Raw genomic sequence first — 22,309 nt, 5'->3', positions numbered from 1 at the left:
AGGCTCCGTCAACGCCGGCCTTAGATGCTCCGGATAATGTCATCGATGCATTGCTGGATGTTGAATTGCCTGAGGTTGATGCAGAGCGTGCGAGGCAGGATGCTGAAGCGGATCGACTGGCACAAGAAGCTGCGGGTGTGTTTTCTACAGGCAAAGAAAAGCCCGTGGTAGTTCACTCCGGAGAACCGCTCATGAGTCCGGCCCAAGCCGCTCAACGACTGGGGCCGAAGGTGTTGGCTGTATTGGAGGAGAAATTCAATGGCAGTCTGACGGATATTCGCTATCCAGATGAGAATGATTTGTTGTTTTAGGGAATAATCCACGTTCAGTGGTTTGCACTCTATTGGAATAAGTTTTATGTGAGTGACATCTCATATTCACTATGAACCTTGCCTCACGTTTCTCTCGATCCATCTATGCTGTGCTCGCTCTTGTAGTGGGCAGTCTTCTCATTACATTTGCCATGGCTGATAATACGTCTTCTCCCGAATCTTCTGATGTGAACTTAAGTGAATGTGCCAGTGCCTGCGGCCTGCCTTCGCATGTAGATCTTAGCGGGGATCGTTACCCAGTATTGCGCACCGATGCCGAGTGGCGAGAGCGCCTTACGGATATCCAGTATCATGTCGCGCGTAAGCAGGGCACTGAACCCCCATTTAATAATCCCTATCACGATAATAAGAAAACCGGCCTGTATCGTTGTGTCGGTTGTGATACGCCGCTTTTTAGTAGCACGACCAAATTTAATTCCGGCACGGGGTGGCCTAGCTTTTTCAAGCCGATCGATGAACGCACGCTCGGTGAGACGAAAGATGTGAGCTTTGGTATGACCCGTGTTGAAGTGCATTGTGATGTATGTGGCTCACATCAAGGGCACGTGTTTCCCGATGGTCCCGAGCCGACTGGTTTGCGGTATTGCATCAATTCAGCATCTCTCAGTTTCGAAGAGGCAGAGTCGCCAGAGGCAATCAAAGAGTTGGTTGAAGCGTGGTATAAAGAAGAGGGCTGAGACTTGAGAGCTGAGACTGAAGAGCTGAGAGCTGAGGCTTGAGAGCTGAGGCTTGAGAGCTGAGACTTGAGAGCTGAGACTTGAGAGCTGAGACTTGAGAGCTGAGACTTGAGAGCTGAGACTGAAGAGCTGAGACTGAAGAGGTAAATGGCGCGCATTTTTAGATTTCGGGCTTCCGTCGTCATGCATCTGCCATTAATGATTTGAGCCATGTCGAAATCATTCCCGTTGTCGAATCGTCGTCAGTTTATTAAAGGCCTCGGCCTCAGCGGTGTCGCTGCGACACTCGGAGCTAGCTCCTCTGTTGCTGGACGTGTTCGTCTCCGAACTCCGAAGACGGCAACGGCGAAGAACCTAATCTTTCTAGTCGTCGATGGGATGTGCACTGGCACGTATGGCTTCGCACATCATTGGAGTTTGCGCAATCGCAAGGCACCGCTCAATTGGATGCAAGTGTATGAGCAAGCCGGTTTGACGCGTGCCTTGCAAGACACTGCTTCGGCGAGTTCGCCGGTTACCGATTCCGCCGCCGCCGCCAGTGCGTGGGGCTGTGGGCAACGCGTGATGAATGGCGCACTTAATACCGATGCGAATGGCAACTCTTTGACGCCACTCTTCACCTATGCGAAGGCCGCAGGCAAAGCCACTGGCTTGGTCACTACTTGCCGCATCACACATGCGACACCTGCTGGATTTGCGACCAACGTCAAAAAGCGAGGCATGGAAAGTGAGATCGCACAGCAATACAACGAGCGTGAGATTGATGTGTTACTTGGTGGTGGATCGCGTTTCTTTGAAGGCAAGAAAGCGCTGACGACGGTGCCTGATTTCCAGAAGAAGGGCTACCAGTTTGTGCAAACCAAGTCCGAGTTGGCAGCGCAGGCAGGCACTCCACGCTTGCTCGGATTGTTTTCGAAATCTCACATTCCTTATGCGATTGATCGCCAGAATGATGCTGCGCTAGCTGAGGTGCCGAGCTTGCCGCAGATGTTTCGCGCTGCGCTGAAAAGCCTGAGCCAGTCGAAGGATGGCTTTGTGCTGCAAGTCGAAGGCGGCCGCGTGGACCACGCGGGGCATGGTAATGACCCTGCCGCCATTTTACATGAACTGTTGGAGTTTGATGACTGCATCCCCATTGCCTTGGAGTATTTGAATAATGATCCCGACACCTTGCTAATTATTACGACAGATCACGGCACTGGTGGTTGTCAGCTCAATGGCGCTGGTAAAGCGTATGCTGATAGTGGGCCCGCGCTGGAACGTATCAATGATATGACCGCGAGCTTCGAGGCATTGGAGCAACAGTTTAAGGCAACAGGACGTTTTGATCCTCAAGTATTTACCGAGGCCACTGGGATCATTCCGACTGAGGCGCAGGCGAATGCGATTCAAGCGACAATGGATGACCCAGAGACGACTTATCTGTCTAGCGCTATGACAGGCATCGTGGAGGATGACTTGTTCCAGAAAACCGCGGTCGGTTGGACGTCGAGTAACCACACATCCGAGTGTGTGGACCTATTTGCATTCGGACCGGGATCGGATCGGATTAAGCCCTTTATCAATAACAACGAATTGTTCGGTGTGATGACGCAGGCGTTGGATTTGAAGACTCCGTAATTGCCTAGCGGTTCGCAAATAGTAGATCCATGTGGTGCTGACTCATGCGCTTTAGCTTTACGACGCTGGGGGCGACGTGTGGATCGAAAGGGCTAGAGTGGATGATCCGAGTTTGGTGTAGTCTGAGGTGCTTCTCGGAGTCTGAGGAGCCTATGACTTTTGAGCATGCAGTTCACTCATGGCTCGATAGAGCGAGTCACTGTTGATTGGCTTACTGATATAGTATTCGATGCCGAAATTGGCACATGCTGATTTGACGATCGGATTGATGTCGGCAGTCACTGCGATAATTGGAGTGTGCTGGTTGGGGTTTTCGGACGCTCGGATCGCTTTGGAGGCTTCGAGACCGCACATCACCGGCATGGCTAAGTCCATTAGGATGACGTCAAACTTAGTCTCTTGGCAGGTATTGACCGCTTCAGCCCCGTCTCTTGCGCTGGAACACTCACACCCGAAGGATTTTACCAAGAGTTGAGCCAGCAATAGGTTGTCATCCCGATCTTCGCAGATGAGAACATGAAATGGGGCGAGGCTTTCACGTGAGTGCATTGTGATAGATCGGTCTATTTTGCTCCAGGCTTGGCGAGTGAGGGACGCCGTTGATCAGAGCCTCATAGTAAGAATATGATTGGTAGATGTGTAAATGTTAAAGCGGCAGTGGTTTTATGGCAGCTGAAGTGGGCGAATTTCACTTTTTGGCCGTTTTAAGCCAAAAAAACTTTGCGTCTTTCACCCTTTGCGAGAGCCTTCTGCCCTTTAATATTTATAAAATCATGTCCGAAACACCACATATTGACATCGACTACGTCGCTAACCTCGCGCGACTCGATCTTTCCGACGACGAGAAGGCCAAGCTCGGCTCTCAGCTCGACGACATCCTAGGCCACTTTGATAAGCTCAACGGCGTCGATGTCGAAGGCGTCGAGCCTATGGCGCACGCGCACCGTGTCTTCAATGTTTGGCGCGAAGGCGACGAACCCGGCGAGACCTACTCACCCGAAGTGCTCACCAAAATGGCTCCCGAACAACGCGACAACCAAGTCGTGGTTCCCAAAGTCGTCGAGTAAACCCTCTTACTCATAATCTTAATCATACTCCTAATCTCAGCAGAGCCGTGGGCCGATTCAGATCAAGATCACGAGTAAGATTCAGATTTTTTCATTAGCCATCATTCATTAGCAATTCGCCATTACCGCAGGTATGTCCGATCTCCATTTCAAAACCATTTCCGAACTCGCCGCCATGCTGGCCGCGGGTGAGACCACTTCCGTCGCCATCACCCAAGCCGTGATCGACCGCACCGCGGCCGTCGACGGCCAGGTGAAAGCCTTTCTCTCCACCGACGCCGAAGACGCACTCGCTCAGGCCAAGGCCTCGGACGAGCGCCGCGCTGCGGGTAATGCTCTCGGGCCGCTCGATGGTATCCCCATTGGCATCAAAGACACGCTCGCTGTAAAGGACCAGCCGCTACGTTGCGCTTCCAAGATGCTTGAGAACTACGTCTCTCCCTTTGACGCGACTTGTATCGTTAAGCTACGCGAAGCGGGCGCTGTGATCTGGGGCCGCCTCAATATGGACGAATTTGCGATGGGTTCCTCGACCGAGAACTCTGCATACCAAACCACCGCCAACCCATGGGATCTCGAAACCATCCCTGGTGGCTCCTCCGGCGGTAGTGCCGCTGCGATGGCAGCGGGGGAGGCGATTGCCACCCTTGGCACCGACACGGGTGGCTCCATTCGTCAACCCGCCGCGCTTTGTGGTGTCGTTGGTATGAAGCCGACCTACGGACTCATTTCCCGCTACGGCCTCGTGGCCTTCGCATCCTCGCTTGATCAAGTCGGCCCCTTTGCTCGCACCGTTGAAGACGCTGCCATCTTGATGGAAGCCATGCTCGGCAAAGACGATCTGGATTCCACATCCATCGCTCCTCAAGGCGAAACCAATTACGCAGAAGCCCTCAAGGAAAAGAAAGGCCCGTGGAAACTCGGCGTGCCGCGTGAATTTTTCGGCGAAGGCATCGATCCTGAGGTAAAGGCTAACATTGAGAAGGCCATCGACTGGTATAAGAGCCAAGGTTGCGAAATCGTTGATATTTCCCTGCCACACTCTGAACTGGCCGTGCCGGTTTACTACATCGTCGCGACTGCCGAAGCCTCTTCCAATCTCGCTCGCTTTGACGGTGTGCGTTACACGCATCGCAGTGAAGAAGCCAAAGATGCAATGACACTCTTCACCAAGAGCCGCGGCGAAGGCTTCGGCGACGAAGTGAAGCGCCGCATCATTCTTGGCACTTACGTGCTCAGCTCCGGTTATTACGACGCGTATTACTTGCGCGCGCAAAAAGTCCGCCGCCTCATTCTAGGTGATTTCGAAACAGCCTTCGAGCAAGTCGACGCCATCTTAACGCCAACTTCGCCCACACCCGCATTCAAACGCGGCGAGCGTAGCGACGATCCACTCGCGATGTATTTGAGCGACGTGTATACCATCTCGGTCAACCTCGCCGGCCTGCCAGCGATTTCGATCCCAAGTGGATTCACCGAAAGCGGTCTGCCAATCGGCTTGCAGGTCATCGGCAAAGCCTTCGGCGAAGCCGACATGTTCGCCGTAGCCAATGCCTTCGAGCAAGCGCATGATTATGCGCAGCAAACTCCAACCCTTTAACGACGTAAGGAACCGCGAATCAACTCGAATACACGCTAATTTAGGAGTCAAAATTAATATTATTCGCGTTAATTAGCGTCCATTCGCGGTTTCAAATCGCACGTATCCTAAGCCACTTTCACTCACACCTTCACTTCGCGCTCCGCGCGTAATCACTTCCTATGGAATACGAAGCAGTCATCGGACTTGAAATTCACGTCCAAGTCAAAACCCGCACCAAAATGTTCACCGCCGCGCCTTATAACTATGGCGCTGCGCCCAACACATTGACCGACGCCGTCGTGCTCGGCCTGCCAGGCACCTTGCCGGTGCTCAACCACGCCGCCATCGAGAAGTGCGCTAAGCTCGGCCTCATGCTCGGCTGCGAAATCGCCGAAGTCTGTAAGTGGGACCGTAAGAACTACTTTTATCCGGACTCACCAAAGAACTACCAGCTCACGCAAAACGAAGAGCCGCTTTGCATCGGTGGTAAGGTCGAGATCGAACTCCCCGGCCCATCGCGCAATGTCGAAGGCGACCACCGTTGGGTGCAGCTCAATCGTATTCACCTAGAAGAAGATCCGGGCAAGCTCACACACGAAGCCTTCGAGACCGTAATTGATTTCAACCGTGCCGGCGTGCCACTCGCTGAGATCGTGACCGAGCCCGATATGAGCTCGTCCACCGAAGCCGTCGCGTTCTTGAACTGCCTGCGCAATATGATCATCTACGCCGGCATTTCCGACTGTGATATGGAGAAGGGCCAAATGCGTTGCGACGCCAACGTCTCCATCCGTCCCGTCGGTTCCGACAAGCTCGGCACCCGCACCGAGATGAAAAACTTGAACTCGATGTCCAATGTTAAGGCATCGATCGAATACGAGATCGAGCGCCAGACTGAAATCTTGGAAGAGGGCGGCAGCATCACACAAGAAACCCGCCGCTGGGATGTCGACAAAGGCATTAGCTTCTCACTGCGCAGTAAGGAAGAAGCACACGATTACCGCTATTTTCCAGACCCCGATTTGATGCCCGTGCAAATGGACCGCGCCCGCGTGGCCGAGCTCGAAGCCGAGCTGCCAGAGCGTCCACTTGATAAGCAGCGCCGCTACCAGGAAGACCTGAAGCTACCGTTCACCATTACCTCCGTGCTCTGCCAAAACCGCGAGCTCAGTGAATTCTTTGAAGCTGCTCTAGAAACGCACAACGCGCCTAAAGCGATCGCCAACTACATCACCAATGATCTGTTGCGCGAACTCTCCGCAGCCTCCGAGCATGGTGACAGCGCCCTAAGCGTCGGCGAGTGTAAGCTCACACCCGCGCACATTGGAACACTGGTCAAAATTATCGATGAAGGCGTGATCTCCAAGCAAATCGGCAAGGAAGTGTTTACGGATATGTTCGCTACCGGCGACATGCCCGATGCTATCGTCGAAAAGAAAGGCCTCAAGCAGAGTAACGACACCGGCGAGATCGAAGCCCTTTGCCGCGAAGCCATCGCCGGCAACGCCAAAGCAGTCGGCCAATATAAGGACGGCAACGAAAAGGCGCTGAATGCTTTGAAGGGCCCAGTCATGAAAGCCACTAAGGGCAAAGCCAATCCAGCGATGCTTGATGAGCTGCTTAAGAAGCTGATTGGCGAAGGGTAGGGGGCGCGGCTTCGTCGCTTGAACGTTGACGGAGGTCTGCCGTAGATGGCGTAGCAACGTTAAACTTTCAACGCCCAACTTCGAATAGGAGTTGGGCGTTTTCGTGTCAGCGTCACGACCTCGACGCTCAAACTTCTAACTTTGAATATTGAATAAACGTAGGGGCTTTGCTCCGCGAAGACCGCGAAGGCAATAACGCTTCCGCAGGTTCAATATGTTCCATGGTAAAGGCGGTTTATGTTTTCTAATCTTTATATTTTGCGTTTGGTGCCTTTTTTTTGCGTTCCCTTTTTTTGCGTTCAAAGCTCAACATGCCTGCAGTCGATACGAGGTAATCTGCGTGGATTAATCGGTCGGCAAATCCAGGGTTTGCGCGTGCCAGATTCGCTTCATTCAAAACAGTCTGCGCTACGCCGAGGGCGACTATTTCAGAGGCGTCCAGGCTGAAAAAGGAGACTGAAAAAGGGGGCGACCCCTTCGATCCGCTCTGATGCGAGTTTTTCCTATTATTAGGTCGTTTGCTTTCTTGCTTATAGCAGGTCTTCCGAAACTTCCTCGATCATCGTTTCCAACGCAGATTCAACTAAATCTGTAATTGCTCTTTGACTTGTTGCTGTAGAGGTCGACAAGGCGCGTCCTGTTGATCGTTTTACTTCGGATCCTGCCTTGGTGAGTGATACTGAATATTTGATTTGGGCGCGAACGATTGGCACTGTGACACTGTTTACGTATCCGTTTGATCCATAGGAACTTGAAGTGCTTCCGTCTGGCACGAATTCGACATCAGCTCGAGTGACCTCTAACGTGTAGCTCGCATTATTTGTAACCGTATAAAATTCCGACAGACAATCTGAAAATGCGCCCTTCAGGGTCGAGTTCCAAGTATCCATTTTTGCTGCTTTAATACCGTTTTTCGTTGGGATTTCATAAAGTTCAGGGATTGAGTCTGAGACCGATACATTTATGTCTGAATACTTTGGCGTAATATTTAACACTGGTGCAGGCTGCATCTGATGGATGTGCATCGTGCAACCTCCAAATAGAAATATTGAAAATGCGATGATGCAGTTTAGTAGTCTGGTCATATTTTTGATATATGTGTTTAAGTAAAGAGCTATTGTTCTAATCGTGGTTTGTGTGTAGGGGAAAATGGTCAGGAGCAAACGTTAAAATGATTTAATTCATAGGGACTGGTAAACGGGTCGACTGAAAAACGGACTGAAAAACGGGTAGGGGCTGAAAAACGGGTCAGGGCTGAAAAACGGGTCGGGCTGAAAAACGGGTCATGTCATTACCTTTGTGGTGCGTCATTGACTTACAAGCTGAAAAAAGGGTCAGAAGCTGAAAAAAGAAGCTGAAAAGCTGAAAAACGGGTCATGTCATTACCTTTAGCTGAAAAAAGGGTCATGTCATTACCTTTGTGGTTGGGAGTAAAAAAGCGGACTAACTCTAACTCAACCTCGAATGAAATGGTCTCTAATATGAAGATTACAGCGATTCATTGACTGGCCGTTAGTGACTGTTAGGTTTCCCGTATGCGCGTCTTTCATATTTGGATTCTTGTGATCTGTTCCGTGTCCTTGGTTTGGGCTCAGGAGGAAGAGATCTCTGTCGAAGAGTTACGTGCTGCGATTCAACAATCGGTTGAGATTAAGGATGCTGATGTCGATCTGCTGCTTGGAGCGCTTGAGACCTATGAAGCGGAGGGTGATCGTTCGGATATAGAAGCGCTGTGGGCGTCTGAGGATGTGGCACTTCGTTTTGTGAGCACGATGATTTATGTTACCATGCTTGAGCTGGAAGATTTGCAGCAAGAGGCGGCGCATTTACTGAGTTATTATCCTGATAATGAGCCTGGAATACTTTCGGGACTGATCGGGCATTCACCTGAAGGAGTCGATTATTTGCTTCAAAATTATGATGCATATAATTCGGATACACTCTCACTGTTGTTAGAGGCTTTATTGCAGGAGCCTGCCGGAAATCAAGCGGAGTGGCTGTCCCTGTGGGAGTCACGTCGTGAGGAGTATGACGCATTGATATTGGACCTTCAGGATCCGATCATACGGCGCAATCTAGCGCTAAAGGCGAATTTTCAAGCGCTTCGCACTGTGACAGATGATTTTGCTAATGATCTACCAGCCTTAGACCTTATTGGCGACACCTTGTCTACGATGGATGATGCGCGGGATCTGGCGATGAGAGTGGAGCGCACTGAAGCAGTTGTTCGTGGGGATCGGCATCTCTTTTTCAGTGAGTATGAGCAAGCAGTGGCAGAGTATCGAAATGCCTTAGAAGAAGAGCCTGATGATGTCTATCCTCGCTATTTGATGGGCTGTGCCTTGTTTGAGTTAGGGCAGTATGAGGCAGCGTCGAAGGCCTTTGGTCAGGTCACAGTATTGAATGCTGAGGTTGTGTCTGCCGAGTATATGTCAAAGTTGGCAGCACGGCGGAGTGAGCGTCCAGATGAGTCGCTGCTAACTGCTGCATGGTTACTTTCGGACGAGACTAATATTTCTGAGCGGATTGGGATGATGGGGGCGAATGATCCGATGATACAGCGTTTGTTGGGCGATCAAATGCTGGGCAAGTCAGGCATTTATCAGATTTCAGATTCTGAATTACTAGAGCTCGCAGCTGCTGAAGCGGATAGGCCCGAAGTGCTCGCAGGTATGGTATTGTTGACTTCGCGTGAGGGGAAGTGGCGACGTATCATTCAATGGGCTGGAGATTATCCGGATAATACGCATTTGCAGAAGGCGGTGTTTTCCTTTTCTCAACGCGAGCATAGGTATGGTGATCATGAACTTGTTATTGAAGCTCTAGAGATTTGCCGAGTGATTGATCCGAGGAATCGCTATTTCCTAGATGTTGAAGTGGCATGGCTTGGTGGACGTGTTGAACCTTTAGCGGCGGATCAATTTCCTGAGGACTGGGCAGAGTTTCAAATGGATGTCGGACCTATTTCGAAGGAGCAGTTGGCGCTCATTCAACAATCGAATGCCTTGCATAAGTATGCATCAGTATCGGGAGAGTTGAAGCAGTGTGCTTTTGCTGCAATGGATCATTTATCTATGGCTTATAGAGCGTTGGATTCTAATCGTTACCAAGGCCCTGATTTCTTCAAATTCCGTGACCTTTTTGACCAGTTTGAACTTAGCATAGAACTCGCACTGCTTAAGAAGGATTTTGCATATGCGAATGAACTATTGGTGTATATGGAGCGGGTGGTGACTGATATGAAATCGAATACTCATTCCTTAATCGATCTGATGGCGGCTGAGGCGTTTTTGGGGCAGACTGAAACGCTTACCGCAAAATCCAATCGGGCTCAAAAAATATTGAAGCAGGAAGACCTAGACTTAGAAGAGCGTCGGGAAAATAGTGCCACTCGAAAGGCCCTCAAATTATATCTCATGGATGTCGTGTTCGAGATGATTCCGCTGCCATCGCTAAGAAATGCTTTTGCTGAGGTAGCGGCGGATCCAGAGGTTTATATCGGAGCCCGTGCGAACGCACTCGAGAATCACGAGAACGAGTAATGGTTGATGTAACGCTAGTTGTTTATCTTGGGGTCATGCTTGTGTCATGTCCGATTATGAAATGGGCAGGTTATGGTTGGGATGGTGCGGTTGTATTTTCTTTTTGTAGCCCTTTAGTATTCGCAGTGGCGTCAGGGCCATTTGTGCTACTTTCAGCGCCCGTTTCGATGCGAGTCTACCAACAACTATTGAAAGTCGAAGGCTGAAAAACGGGTCATGTCATTACCTTTGCGGTGCGTCATTGACTTAGCTGTTGACTGTCTGCGCCAATGACGTAGTTTAGTCGAATGCTCTTCATTGAAACACCGATTTTTACGAAGCAAGCCAGCGGTGGGCTTTTTGAGGATGATGAGCTGAAACAGTTACAAGGTGAACTTTTGGAGAATCCGAATAAGGGTGATCTGATTGCGGGGAGTGGCGGACTGCGAAAGATTCGTCTCGCTCGTAAAGGCGGCGGAAAGAGCGGGGGCTTTCGAGTGATCTACTATCGAAACACGCCAGAAGTGATCTTCTTGCTGTTGGCTTATCCGAAAAACAAACAGGACAATTTAACTAAGGCTGAGGTCAAGCTCCTACGTGAGCTGATTGAAAGTTAAGAGAGGAGCACGACCATGGAGACTGAACTATTTAACGAACTGAAAGAATCGATCCGCCAGATGAAGGCGATTGAACAGGGCGAACTCGCACCGTCACGCGTGCGGGTGGTCAATCCTGAGAATGCTGTGGCGTCGGCGCGGATGAAGCTGGGGCTCACTCAGGAGGCCTTTGCCAAATTATTGGACACGCCAGTCGGCACAGTCCGCGGATGGGAGCAGGGGCGTCGTCAACCACCGCCGAGCGCGAAGGTTTTGATGCGCGTGGCCACCAAATATCCCGAGCAAGTGCTGGAGTGTGCGGAGGATGCTGCACCGTATAATCCTAAAAAGAGGAGTTAGGAGGCAGTAGTTAGAAGTTAGGATAATATGTCATGAGCCATACCAAACAGCTACCGCCCGTCCAACATCCTGGATTGCTACTCAAAGAAGGGATTGATGCGTGAGCTGAGCGATATGCGCTGGTTTTATTTGAAGCTGCAGCAATCCAAAAGGACACCGCTTTCGGGCTAAACTGAAGCTGAGGCAGAAGCACCCGCAGATTACAATACTGAGGGCTCTAGCGATAGTTTTGAGAGTGATGCACGTGAGCGTGCCGGCTTGTTGCGTCAGCAGGCTTCGGAAGGTGGTTTGAAATTTGAAGCCTATCTCCCGTCGGGACTAGCCGAGTGGGTGCTTGATATGGTTGAGAAAGGTATCTTTCGAGATCCAGCAGAGGCGGTCTTTGTTTATATGCAGAAACCTACGGGCCCATTCGGGCCTACATTCAACAATGTTATGTTAGAATGCGTGAGACTGAACCTAATGCGTCCAATCAATGAGAAATGGTATGAATCTGGCTAAGATAGGGTTCTATGTTACATAAACAGATAGCCGAATTGGCAATCGAAGGAGTCGCCAAAGAAGAAATTGAAGCCCACTTTAGTCTCTTGCCTGAGCACTATTTTATAAAATTCACCGCTCAAGAGATTCAATTACACCTGCGTATGGTGAACCAACTACTGGCGCACGTCGAACAATCCGACTCAGTCGAGACGCTGTCCCCCATCATCGACTGGCGTGATGACAACGACTTAAACATGACCGTTGTTAACTTAGTGACATGGGACCGCGCGGGCTTGTTCTTCAAGCTGGCAGGAGCACTGACTTTGGCAGGTGTCAACATCCAGAGCACCCGAGCATTCTCGCGCAAAGACAATATATCAATCGACACCTTTTACATCATGGGGCCCGAAGGTGGAGTGGTGTCGGACACCGAGGCGCAAGGCATCTTTCAAGCACACGTCAAAGAATCGCTGGTGCATGACAAACGCTTGACCTACGATATCGAGTGCTTGGAAGCTCAGATCAAGGGCCATAAAAAACTGAGTAGCATGCCACCACGGAATTTCCGACCATATGCAGAAATCTACAATGAACTCTCACTCAACCGTATCATTATCGAGGTAAAGGCAGGCGACAGCACCGGCTTACTCTACAGCATTTCACGTCTCATTTATTCCCTAGGATTTGACATCGCATCCGCACGTATCGCAACCGAGCGAGGCATCGCTATGGATACTTTTTACATCGAAAAAATTAATAAGGGAGAGTCAATTGACGCGAACGATCTACGGGAACTACACGAACTACTCAATGCTCTGGTCGAAGATTCGACCCCCTAGGCGATCGGTGTTAGTTGTTCGGAAAGCAGCTGTGGTAAGTCTTCTTGATGGCTGTGATGTCGGACTGTGCTTCAATGGTTGAGGAACTCTTTTCGCAAATTTCATGGGCGAAGCTGCGGATGACAGCGATGCGCTCTGTGGCCGTGGTATTTTGTGCTGCAATGGTGGCAAGCACTTCGAGTAGTCTGGTGACGATGGTCACGTCGCGTAGCCCATAGTGGTGTATTTGTTGATAGGCTTGTCGTAGAATGGTTTCGAAGCTCGGGGATCGTGTGGTGATTCGGAGTGCTTGATCGCTGTCGTAGCGGTATTGAGAGGGCCAGTCTCGGTTGATTAGTTGAGCGAGGGAAGACGCTAGGTAATCGATTGCTTCGATGGCCGTATGTGGGTCGTTAATGCCTGGTGAGAGTGCGCGAATGGCGATCTCAGAGAGTTGGCGAATGGGGAAGAGGACATCTTGATCGCATGTCGGATAGGTGCCGATGATGAAGCAACCTTTGAGTGTTTCTTGTGGCTCTTCAACTGCTGCCTTGGTCTCTAATTCGGCAATGGTTGCTTGATGAATCAGAAATTCTCCAGGCATTGCCTTGAGGTGAATGACGAACTCGTTGACTTTAGACAGGTTCATCAACTGATCGTAGTCGATGGACTGTAAGTAGCCGGAGCGATGTGCTTTGATCTCGGTAGAGACTGCGGCTTTTTTTGAATCAGTCTTCGACTGCGATACGTCGTCACTCGGCTCATGGCCGAGTGCCTCTGGGAATAGATGGTCGATCTCCGCATTGAGGTTAAGTGACACACGACGCATAATGGATTGCACTTGTATGGAGGAGGCGAGGTGCTGGACGAAGAAAATTAGTAAGGCGATGCACAGTAGTGAATAAAGGAGCGCGCCGAGAATAGAAAGGTGTGGTAGGAAAATGATTTCGCCAGATTGGATGGATTTGAGCGTGAGCACGCTGTAAACGAAACATCCGACAAAGCAACCGATGACGATTTGACCGACACGGTCATTGATGAAATTCTGCACTAACCGTGGGCCGTATTGCTGAGAGGCGAGCGTCATGACCACGATAATAGCGGAGAGCAAGACACCTGTGACAGTGATAATTGAGCCCGCGATCGTGGATAGTAGGGAGCGTGCGCCGTCGGCACTGCTGGTAAACAGCCAGCTAAGTGATCCGCTCGGCTCAAGTTCGAGCCATCGATCCGCACTCTGCAGCAGGATGCTGGTCAATACTGATGCGCCTGCGAGCAGGCTAGGGATGAACCAGAAGGAATGAATGACTTTGAGCACAAATAGCCGCGGCATCTGGTAGAGTATCTCCTGCGATATATTTGAGCGCTCCTTCATCAAGAAAAATTAGATGGCAGTCGTTTGGTAGTCAGGCCTTGATCTAGCCGAGTGATAGAACCTTCGAACCTTTCGAGAATACGGTCACCATCCCTGAGGATTCCGAGATGACGATTGCAATCGAATTGGATTGTGCCGTGGCAGCTGCTGCCGCGAGATGGCGCGAACCTAATCCTCTTTGGACTTTAACCTTCGAGGTGACGGGTGCGTCCAGGTAAACGCCTGCGGCTTCGACCACGCCTTTGCGGTCAATTAGAAATCCGCCATCAAGCGCGGAAAACTCACGCATGGTTTCCACAAAGTCGGGATCATAAATACTGCGAGACTTTTTTGGGTGCCCGTGACAGGGATTCAAGATGAGGGGGCGTGCGATAGCAGTTAACTCTTCGGGATCTCCGAGTAAAAATACAGTGCCGATCGACTTACCTTCGCGTCCCTCATGAGCGAATCTCAAAGCAATCTCGACGAGTTGGATGAATTCCTGGGAAATGGGTAGTTGGCTTTTTTCATGATTGCCGTCTTTAAACCACTCGAAGTCACGTTGTGGATTTGCAATGAGTAAATTGTCTAAGCGTTTGGACCCCGACAGCCCCAGCAGGCATACAATCGAATCAGCTTCTTTGACATATCCGTGCATAACAGAGAGTATCAGAGCGAGTGATATTTGGTCCATTCGTTTCGCTGGACTATGCGGGATGAAAACTAAATAGTCACCTTCCTTGAGGTCCTGTTGCTTCTTCTCCGTGTCGCGAGAGACCCAGATGATGCTTTCATCTACCCGGTGTTTGTCGACCATTTTCCTATCGGTTACAAGCTCACCGATGACAAGGACCGTTCTGATGTTTAACTTTCGCGCTAAGTCGAAGCCATAGTCGATCAACAAGCGGGTTTCATTGATTTCTATTTGCTTATGAGTCTTTTTCTTCGTCGGCATACACGCTACTAATTATATAATTTGTGTAAATCTGCAAGCGAGATCCTTGAATGTGGTGAGGGCTGACATTGGGGCGTTCAGACATGTCTGTAGTCGCTTACTCTTTTAAAGTCTGAAAAGAGTTTGCTCCGTGTGCATGGTTTGGACACAGGATAAAGCAAAGGCTCTGATGCGTAATTATCCTGAAAATAAGGCTGGAATTATTTCGGGACTGATCGGACGCTTCGCCAGGAGCATCGATTGTGTGCTTCAAAAATGATGATGCATATATTCAGGTCCGCTGACGCTTCGGTATCCATTCCCATTGACTCAAAGGGGTGTCACTGTTTCGAAGTAACGATGCGATTTAAACTAATATCATGCTTTGTTTGGACTGGTGCACTCATCACTTTCGTTGGGTGTGATAATGCTTCGAATACAGACAGGCTGGAACGAGCGCCTGTTGAGGCGAACGAAAAGGCTCTTTGGATTGATGTTCGGACTCCTTCCGAGTTTGCTGAAAAAACAGTTGGGAGTTCCATCAATATCCCATTCGATCAGATCGTAGGCGAAGTCGCTCAACTGAAGCTTCAAAAAAGCGATTCAATTATCGTGTTTTGTCGCAGTGGCAGACGGTCTGGAATTGCTAAAGCTAGCCTCGAGGGAATCGGCTTCACCAACATCACAGACTTAGGGTCGTTTGCGGATGCTCAGGCATACTACGACCAATTGAATTAACGTTTTATTTTTAACTCACAGGTTGGAATCATTGTTACTCAAAAAGACGCCCCCAATCTGGAGGAGGCTGAAAAAGCGAGCGTTCCGTTAAAGCTGAACGAGGCACATCGGCACTCAGCACTTCTTGTATCCTGAAGATACCTTGCGATCCAGGGGAAGTCGTCTTACGAGGCCTCTGCGCCAACGTGAGGGCTAAAGCAGCACAACAGATACACCACGAATACTGCGAAGGCTGTTCTTGAAAATGAGGTCATTCTGCTCCCATTGCACTTATGCTCATTTCTTTCGGATCAGACTTAAGACAAACAGTAAGACCACCGAGCCCACAGTTGCAGTGGCGAGCACCCCCAGCAAATCGTTCCCCAGCGAGATATCCAAGGCACGGAAAATGGAACCACCTAAAACGGCACCGATGATACCGACAATGACATTGCCGATAAGTCCCAACCCACGCCCCTTTAAGAGGAGGCCTGCCAGCCAACCAGCAACACCTCCGATTATAAGAAAAGCTACGATTTCATTAATGTCCATGTTCTGCCTTTTTGTTTAGATGATCTGTTGCGAGTTGACCGAGATGACAACTCAACAAAATGTATACCCAAGGGTAACCGACAGCGCGAGCACAACCATGCGCCCTGAGGGTGGAATTATAGGTGCAAGGGACTGGAATCGGGTCGAAACTCCTGTGTTCTGCAGCTCTCGCGTTTGATGACTAACGGATTGAACTTAAAAAGGCAGATGGGCCTCCGCTCACATAGCCGCCTTTGCTATACACGCTGCCATCTGGCTTCAGCACAATAATTGTAGGAAATCCGCGGACTCCGAATTTCTTCGCAAGGGTCTGATTCTGCATTTGGAGTGCCGTCGGGAGTTTTGTGCGTTTGGGAAAATCGCACCTCAGTAAAATATAATTCTGAGCCGCATGTTGAGTGAAGCTAGTCTGTGAGAATACTTCTTTATCGAGTTTGATGCACCAACCACACCAATCCGATCCAGTAAAGTTGATCAGCATTTTTTTATTTTGAGATTTTGCCAGTGATGCAGCTTGTTTGAAGTTAGTATACCAGATTCCGCTATTTGCGCTGCGGCTCTGTTTGGACCGGTTCTTCAATGCTTCTTGAGCATTCGCATGGATCAAAGCCTCGACCTGTTCAGGCTTCATCCATTCACCTTTATAGTTTACCAGCCCTGCCTTACGTTTTGCTTCTACGGACTCCTGGTTTTTATTTCGAACTTGCAGCTTACTGTCTAAGTCATCGCTTACCTCTGTGACTTTATCTGCACGAAGTATTACTTTCGCTGTGCCGTAGGTTAAGATTCGTTTGCTGCCTGCACTTAAGTCACCATCAGGTTTTCCGATTGCTTTGACGACTTGCTTATAACTGTCGCCAATTCTGATTATCGCTTCGGCAGCTTGCAATGCGTTGAGTGATATAAACAGTAGGGAACAGATGAGGAGCAAGTGACGGTAGTGCATGTAGATTCAAAATAAGTGAGTTTTTTACATGTTCACCGTGCTTAACAAGTCAGCGAGGTCAATGTCGGGATTCTGTGTGATACCTTGTGGTTGTGACGTTTGCATCTCAGTTGAGATGCCAATGTTTCTAGGCGTGACATAGGTTGAATAAAGATATCGCCCAAGCAATGCTACCGACTAAGACAGGCGAATGAATAAGCTCTGCATTTTCGTTACACTGACTGTGTTTAGTTACTTGGGTTGGTGGTTGGGGGCTCCCTATGGGATTTATGCAGCGTTTGCCTTTAGCTCAACGATGAGTCTATTCGGAGTCTATGCCGGTTGGCGAATCAACCGAGATTATCTTGAGTAATCGTGTGAACTCATGGACTCGTTCTGGGAGCGGGTTTAGGTGCGCTTTTTACGTTTCCTTTATGATATTATAGTTTGTCTATTCTGGGATTAGCTCCTTTCTGTTTATCATTACTACTATGACCCGAAAGATCAGTTTTATTAATTATAAAGGGGGAGTTGGGAAGACTTCGCTAATCGTGAACGTGGCAGCGGCTCTTGCTCAAGAAGGGAAGCGTGTGTTGATCGTTGATCTGGATGTGCAATCCAATTCGAGTATCTGGTTATTGCGAATTTCTCGTTGGAATCAATTGGTTGAGAGTCAGAGTGGGTATATTTATACGATTTTTGAACCAGGCACGGCTCGGCTTCGCGATTGTATCTATAAAAATGTGGTTTACTCGCCTGAGGATGCCGATGTTGCGTTGCCTGGGCTGGATTTACTGCCGACGACTTTTTCGCTCATTGATCTGGAGGAAGAGTATGAGTCGAAAGATGGGCGTCCGCCGTGTGTGTTATTTCAAGAGCAGATCGCAGAGATTGAGGACGAGTATGATTTTATTTTATTCGATTGTCCGCCCAATATTCTGTCTGCCTCAGCATGTGGTATTTTTTCAAGTCATGAAATCTATGTGCCCTGTAACCCAGATGCGCTTAGTTTAATCGGTTTTACCTTATTGGCTGAAAAGCTTCAGAATTTCTACTCTGCGGTAGAGATGTATCGCACTGAAAGTATGGGCCCTTTCGCTGAAGTTAGGGGTGCCATCTTTAACTCAATTAAGACAAATGTGAATTTAATCTCTGCGAAAATGCGCACGCAGGTGCGTATTAATCAGCTGAAGGGCAAAGGGGTTGTAGCCGGAGATATGAAGATCTTTAATTCACAGGTTCGTGATGAAGTGATTGTGCCGCGTGCTGTGACATTAGGCCTTCCAGTTTGTTTGATCGGGACCGCGAAGAAAGAAGGCTCTGTTCGCGATGACTACCAATCTGTTGCTAAAGAGATTATGAGTCACTCGCGTAAAAACATGGATTCGGCGCACGTTTTGGTGGAGGCTTAGGTTCGACCTTCACGCAGGGCGTCTGTTGATACGATTTGCAGGGCCTCGTTTTTTATCGCTAAGCAGATATTGCTGCCGCAAGCTGTGACTCGTTTTTAAGAAGAGATCATATGCTAAATCTTTCAGATCGAATGGGCGTTAGTCAGGAGGGAGATGAATTAGTCTTTCGTGTGTGGGCGCCTTATCAGTCGTCACTCTCATTGGAGGTAACAGTCGACGGTGTGACTCGACATCTTTCAATGCTCTGTGATCAGGGGGTTTATTGCTGTCGCATACCATTTACAGGGAATGTAATTACTTATTATTACGTTAGTGATTCTGGGGAATGCTTTTCTGATCCTTGTTCGCGCTATCAACCTCAAGGTGTTTTGGGGCCGTCAGCGTATGTTCCTGATACATTTGAGTGGGAAGACCATGAGTGGCGTGGCATCCCGCTTGAAGCATGTATTTTTTATGAATTACATGTTGGGACTTTTACCGAAGCTGGGACTTTTGAGGCAATTATTGAGCATATTGATCGACTCCAGGATCTCGGTGTTACTTGTGTAAAGTTGATGCCAGTTGCTCAATTTTCTGGACGCTGGAACTGGGGCTATGATGGGGTTTTTCCATTTGCTGTGCAGGATACATATGGTGGTCCGCGGGCTTTAAAACGGTTGATCAATGCACTCCACCTATGCGGAATAGCGGTAGCGTTGGATGTTGTTTATAACCATATCGGTCCAGAAGGTTGTTGTCTACAGACGTATGGGGCGTATTTTTCTAAAACGCACAGCACTCCGTGGGGAAATTGTTTGAACCTGGATGGGGACGACTCTTTACCAGTTCGAAATTACGTGCGTCAGAATATTTTGCAGTGGGTAGATGAGTTTCATATCGATGCACTCCGATTCGATGCGATTCACCATATTAAAGATGATTCAGCAATCCATCTGCTGCGGGAAGTTTCGCAGGAAATAGATGAGTTGGCTCGGGCGCAGAACCGTAATATTTTGTTGATAGGCGAGGCCAACGTTCACAATTCGCTGTATTTGAAGTCGTCTGATTCGGAGGTCTCATGGGGGGTTGATAGTATTTGGTGCGACGACTTCGCGTATGCAGCGCAGGCGAGTTTTACAGAGGTATGCACACATAATAAGCGAACCTATCAGCCTTGGCAGGACTTTTTGCAGGTGCTAGGGGCTGGGAGGATTTTTGATGGAGTTCCATGGGCACCTCAGCGTGTTGGAGGTTCTGCTGCTGCGCAGCACCCAGGGGCAACTCATATTGCTTATCTGAACAATCATGACATTACGGGGAACGATCCTTTGGGACGGCGAGCTCTCAATGCATTAGAGCTGTCGGAATGGGAGTTGTTGACAGCTTTGCTTTTCTTGATGCCGCACTTGCCTATGTTATTTATGGGAGATGAATATGGAGAGCCGAATCCATTTTTTTATTTTGTCGATCACAAGAATGAGCAACTATTGCAGCTAATACGTGAAGGCCGAGCTAAAGAGTATGCGGATTATGATTGGTCGCAAATGACGGCCCCAGATTCGGTTGAAGCATTTAGCCGTTCCAAATGCCATACGCACACCGTGCCGAACCATAAATTTCGATGGATTCAATCACTGATACAGATGCGTAAATCATGGACGCACGCTGGTATTCTCAATCCTGATCGACTAAAGGTTGATTGGTGCCGCGAAAGTCAGACGCTTACTGTGCGCTATAGCAATCATGCTTGTATTGTTGCCAGTCAATCGATCGCTGAAGTCGTGAAGCACGATGGTCATGTTCTCCTACAGAACGACGCCGTGGGCAATTGGAAAGTCGCGGTTATTTGTTCCTCCGCTGGTTAATCAACTGACTCAATTAAATCGAGGATCACATTTCGTTCGACGCTTCGCAGGTGTTGCCGAATAAATTCTGCGACGTTGGCGCGCGAAATGGAGCCTGCATAGTCCGCTGTTTCAGATTCGTGAAATACTCGAACCGGTCGACTGTCTGTGCTGTCGGTGAGTCTGCCGGGGCGAAGGATGCTGTAATTGAGTGTGCTGTGTTTGAGGATTTCATCCGCAGCGTGCTTTGCTACGAGGTAGGGCTTGAGGGCATCACTGCCGCGGTTCGGTTCGGATGCTTTCAATGCACTGATCATTACGAAGCGTTTCACTCCGGCTGCCTCGCTTGCTCGAATGCATTGTATCGCGCCCCAGAGATCGACGGTCAGTGTTTTGTCTTTGCCTGTCGATCCGCCAGACCCTGCGGTAAAGATGACGCAGTCGACGCCTGCGCAAAGTGTGCCGAGGTCGCCTTCCAGATCGGCGAACCTGACTGATGCATGCATTCGCTCAAATTCGGGTGCGTGTGCTTGGTTGCGAAGACAGACCTCAACTTGGTGCCCGTCGTCGATGAGCTTTGGCACCAGTCGTCGGCCGATCTGGCCACTGGCTCCGACGACTAGTATTTTCATGGATGAGTGATGCTTCAACATAGTGCTCTAAGGTCTGAGTTCGGCAGCTGAGGTCAACCGTGTATCGGAAGAGGGAGATGAAAAAAGGGTCGTATTTTTCGTAGTAATTAGAGCCGCTTTCTCTACAGTGGCGCACTTATGCAGAAACTGGAGTTGGAACTAGCTGAAGGATGGAGTGAGGTGGCTCCACGTGCCGGTGCGCCGTCGCTATTGGTAGAAGATGCGGGGCGCTTGTTTCACCTGAGTGGTGATCTCTCGCTGCGCTACGACCTCGGGGAAGTTGGTGTTGTTGAGTGCCCGATCGCTTATGATCCACTTGCTAAAAAAGCGTATCGTTATGTGTGCGCGTCCGGTTTGGCGAAGCGGGATTATAGTGAATTAAGAGCGTATGATCTAGAGATAGGTAGTTCTGAAACCGTGCTTTCGCTGCCGTTAAATCGATGGGTGCTTTGGCAGTTAGAGTGGATCGCATCTCAGAAAGGGGCGAGTGGTCAACTCTTTGGGCTGATTGCTACGGATCGCCCTAGTGATGATCGCGTCGTCATCGAGCATCAGTTGTTTGCATTGAGACCTGGGGAGCAGCGCTGCGCGTATCGTCCGTTGTGTCAGGACGCGTATCGTCCATTGGCGTTTAGCCAGGCTCGCCGCCAAATGATTTTTGCTGGGGCGGAGGGTGTGTATTTAGTCGGCCTGAATGGTCAGCGACTCTTGAGTGCTCCACTGTCTGAGGGACATGGGAAGAGCGGCTGTTTTGCCCCTGATGGATCGGCTCAAGCACTGATCAGTTGCGAGGGTGTGCACTTGTGGAATCTGGAGTCGAACCGCTGCGCTCGACTCCTGCGGGCTGGGCATTATCCTGTTTGGTCAGCGGATGGTGCAGGCTTCTGGTTTCGTCGCAGCGGCGCGGATTTGCAGTATTACGATTTCAAGCAGGATGCCGTGTCAGAATTGCTGACGGTTAAGTATCAGCATCAGCCTGAATTGTGGAACGCGCGCGGTGCAGTGCAATCGCCCTGTGGTCGCTATCTAGCGCTTGGGGTGACTGGGAAGCGTCTGAGAGGGGTGAGCCGTAAGCAGAATGCGACCGGTGCGGTTGAGCGGGTATACACGAAGGAGCACCGTATCGTCGTCATGGATTTGAAGCAACGTGAACTTTGGCATGCCGCAGGTCAGGCGAATCAACTTACATGGGGGCCTTAGTGTGAGAGCTGTTGAAATGAGAGCTGCCAGCATTGAGCCCGAGTGTTTGGCAAATTAT

The 22,309-nt window shown here is 49.7% G+C and carries 22 protein-coding genes; 15 read left to right on the top strand and 7 right to left on the bottom strand.

From position 1 onward, the window contains the following. Window positions 1-65: 65 nt before the first annotated feature. The 3 genes from GZZ87_RS14860 to GZZ87_RS14850 all read left to right on the top strand — a co-directional run bounded on the left by GZZ87_RS14860 (window position 66) and on the right by GZZ87_RS14850 (window position 2,629). Window positions 66-311, top strand: a complete 246-nt coding sequence (locus tag GZZ87_RS14860) for a hypothetical protein (protein WP_162051185.1) — start codon at window positions 66-68, stop codon at window positions 309-311. Window positions 312-382: 71 nt separating this feature from the next. Next, window positions 383-1,009 carry a peptide-methionine (R)-S-oxide reductase MsrB gene (gene msrB, locus GZZ87_RS14855; protein ID WP_244648036.1) on the top strand — a complete coding sequence of 209 codons (627 nt, stop codon included), beginning with the start codon at window positions 383-385 and terminating at the stop codon, window positions 1,007-1,009. A gap of 210 nt (window positions 1,010-1,219) precedes the next feature. Further along, a complete protein-coding gene (locus tag GZZ87_RS14850) occupies window positions 1,220-2,629 on the top strand; it encodes an alkaline phosphatase (RefSeq protein ID WP_162026604.1) in 1,410 nt (469 codons plus the stop codon). A gap of 150 nt (window positions 2,630-2,779) precedes the next feature. On the opposite strand, the gene GZZ87_RS14845 is transcribed toward GZZ87_RS14850, so the two are convergent. After that, window positions 2,780-3,178 carry a response regulator gene (locus tag GZZ87_RS14845; protein WP_162026603.1) on the bottom strand — a complete coding sequence of 133 codons (399 nt, stop codon included), beginning with the start codon at window positions 3,176-3,178 and terminating at the stop codon, window positions 2,780-2,782. A gap of 224 nt (window positions 3,179-3,402) precedes the next feature. Here GZZ87_RS14845 and gatC point away from each other — a divergent pair, with 224 nt between their 5' ends. The 3 genes from gatC (at window position 3,403) to gatB (ending at window position 6,924) form a co-directional block, all read left to right on the top strand. Further along, on the top strand, window positions 3,403-3,696 hold the full coding sequence (gene gatC / locus GZZ87_RS14840; protein WP_162026602.1) for an Asp-tRNA(Asn)/Glu-tRNA(Gln) amidotransferase subunit GatC: 294 nt from the start codon (window positions 3,403-3,405) through the stop codon (window positions 3,694-3,696). A 133-nt stretch (window positions 3,697-3,829) separates the two neighbouring features. Next, on the top strand, window positions 3,830-5,296 hold the full coding sequence (gatA, locus tag GZZ87_RS14835) for an Asp-tRNA(Asn)/Glu-tRNA(Gln) amidotransferase subunit GatA (protein WP_162026601.1): 1,467 nt from the start codon (window positions 3,830-3,832) through the stop codon (window positions 5,294-5,296). Window positions 5,297-5,457: 161 nt separating this feature from the next. Next, window positions 5,458-6,924 carry an Asp-tRNA(Asn)/Glu-tRNA(Gln) amidotransferase subunit GatB gene (gene gatB, locus GZZ87_RS14830; protein ID WP_162026600.1) on the top strand — a complete coding sequence of 489 codons (1,467 nt, stop codon included), beginning with the start codon at window positions 5,458-5,460 and terminating at the stop codon, window positions 6,922-6,924. A 530-nt stretch (window positions 6,925-7,454) separates the two neighbouring features. Here gatB and GZZ87_RS14825 read toward each other — a convergent pair. Beyond that, window positions 7,455-8,009 carry a hypothetical protein gene (locus GZZ87_RS14825; protein ID WP_162026599.1) on the bottom strand — a complete coding sequence of 185 codons (555 nt, stop codon included), beginning with the start codon at window positions 8,007-8,009 and terminating at the stop codon, window positions 7,455-7,457. Between the two features lie 450 nt (window positions 8,010-8,459). On the opposite strand from GZZ87_RS14825, the gene GZZ87_RS14820 reads away from it, so the two are divergent. The 4 genes from GZZ87_RS14820 (at window position 8,460) to GZZ87_RS14805 (ending at window position 12,723) form a co-directional block, all read left to right on the top strand. Beyond that, complete coding sequence (locus GZZ87_RS14820; RefSeq protein WP_162026598.1) at window positions 8,460-10,466, top strand: tetratricopeptide repeat protein; 2,007 nt, start codon at window positions 8,460-8,462, stop codon at window positions 10,464-10,466. Between the two features lie 287 nt (window positions 10,467-10,753). Further along, complete coding sequence (locus GZZ87_RS14815; protein ID WP_162026597.1) at window positions 10,754-11,062, top strand: type II toxin-antitoxin system RelE/ParE family toxin; 309 nt, start codon at window positions 10,754-10,756, stop codon at window positions 11,060-11,062. Between the two features lie 15 nt (window positions 11,063-11,077). Then, window positions 11,078-11,401, top strand: coding sequence for a helix-turn-helix domain-containing protein (locus tag GZZ87_RS14810; protein ID WP_162026596.1), 324 nt, complete (start codon window positions 11,078-11,080; stop codon window positions 11,399-11,401). Between the two features lie 512 nt (window positions 11,402-11,913). Further along, complete coding sequence (locus GZZ87_RS14805; RefSeq protein ID WP_162026595.1) at window positions 11,914-12,723, top strand: hypothetical protein; 810 nt, start codon at window positions 11,914-11,916, stop codon at window positions 12,721-12,723. A 10-nt stretch (window positions 12,724-12,733) separates the two neighbouring features. On the opposite strand, the gene GZZ87_RS14800 is transcribed toward GZZ87_RS14805, so the two are convergent. Beyond that, window positions 12,734-14,077, bottom strand: a complete 1,344-nt coding sequence (locus GZZ87_RS14800; protein ID WP_162026594.1) for a DUF2254 domain-containing protein — start codon at window positions 14,075-14,077, stop codon at window positions 12,734-12,736. A gap of 43 nt (window positions 14,078-14,120) precedes the next feature. Continuing rightward, window positions 14,121-15,011, bottom strand: a complete 891-nt coding sequence (locus GZZ87_RS14795; protein WP_162026593.1) for a diadenylate cyclase — start codon at window positions 15,009-15,011, stop codon at window positions 14,121-14,123. A gap of 339 nt (window positions 15,012-15,350) precedes the next feature. On the opposite strand from GZZ87_RS14795, the gene GZZ87_RS14790 reads away from it, so the two are divergent. Then, window positions 15,351-15,728 (top strand): rhodanese-like domain-containing protein, encoded by a 378-nt coding sequence (locus GZZ87_RS14790; protein ID WP_162026592.1) that lies wholly within the window; start codon window positions 15,351-15,353, stop codon window positions 15,726-15,728. A 276-nt stretch (window positions 15,729-16,004) separates the two neighbouring features. Here the strand turns inward: GZZ87_RS14790 and GZZ87_RS14785 are convergent, their stop codons facing one another. Further along, a complete protein-coding gene (locus tag GZZ87_RS14785) occupies window positions 16,005-16,259 on the bottom strand; it encodes a GlsB/YeaQ/YmgE family stress response membrane protein (protein ID WP_162026590.1) in 255 nt (84 codons plus the stop codon). A gap of 181 nt (window positions 16,260-16,440) precedes the next feature. Beyond that, the gene (locus GZZ87_RS14780) at window positions 16,441-17,148 is read right to left on the bottom strand and encodes a thioredoxin family protein (protein ID WP_162026589.1); all 708 of its coding nucleotides are present in this window, start codon (window positions 17,146-17,148) and stop codon (window positions 16,441-16,443) included. A gap of 247 nt (window positions 17,149-17,395) precedes the next feature. On the opposite strand from GZZ87_RS14780, the gene GZZ87_RS14775 reads away from it, so the two are divergent. From GZZ87_RS14775 to GZZ87_RS14765, 3 genes are all read left to right on the top strand, one after another. Continuing rightward, entirely contained in the window at window positions 17,396-17,557 is a 162-nt protein-coding gene (locus GZZ87_RS14775; protein ID WP_162026587.1) for a hypothetical protein, read from the top strand. A 118-nt stretch (window positions 17,558-17,675) separates the two neighbouring features. After that, on the top strand, window positions 17,676-18,596 hold the full coding sequence (locus GZZ87_RS14770; protein WP_162026586.1) for an AAA family ATPase: 921 nt from the start codon (window positions 17,676-17,678) through the stop codon (window positions 18,594-18,596). A gap of 110 nt (window positions 18,597-18,706) precedes the next feature. Then, window positions 18,707-20,440 carry an alpha-amylase family glycosyl hydrolase gene (locus GZZ87_RS14765; RefSeq protein WP_162026585.1) on the top strand — a complete coding sequence of 578 codons (1,734 nt, stop codon included), beginning with the start codon at window positions 18,707-18,709 and terminating at the stop codon, window positions 20,438-20,440. Here GZZ87_RS14765 and GZZ87_RS14760 read toward each other — a convergent pair. Further along, window positions 20,437-21,051 carry an SDR family oxidoreductase gene (locus GZZ87_RS14760; protein ID WP_162026583.1) on the bottom strand — a complete coding sequence of 205 codons (615 nt, stop codon included), beginning with the start codon at window positions 21,049-21,051 and terminating at the stop codon, window positions 20,437-20,439. The genes GZZ87_RS14765 and GZZ87_RS14760 overlap by 4 nt on opposite strands. Before the next feature lie 138 nt (window positions 21,052-21,189). On the opposite strand from GZZ87_RS14760, the gene GZZ87_RS14755 reads away from it, so the two are divergent. After that, window positions 21,190-22,251, top strand: a complete 1,062-nt coding sequence (locus GZZ87_RS14755; RefSeq protein ID WP_162026581.1) for a hypothetical protein — start codon at window positions 21,190-21,192, stop codon at window positions 22,249-22,251. Window positions 22,252-22,309: the final 58 nt, after the last annotated feature.

Source organism: Lentimonas sp. CC4 (assembly GCF_902728235.1).
Taxonomy (GTDB): Bacteria; Verrucomicrobiota; Verrucomicrobiia; order Opitutales; family Coraliomargaritaceae; genus Lentimonas.
This window is presented reverse-complemented; position numbering and strand designations above follow the sequence as displayed.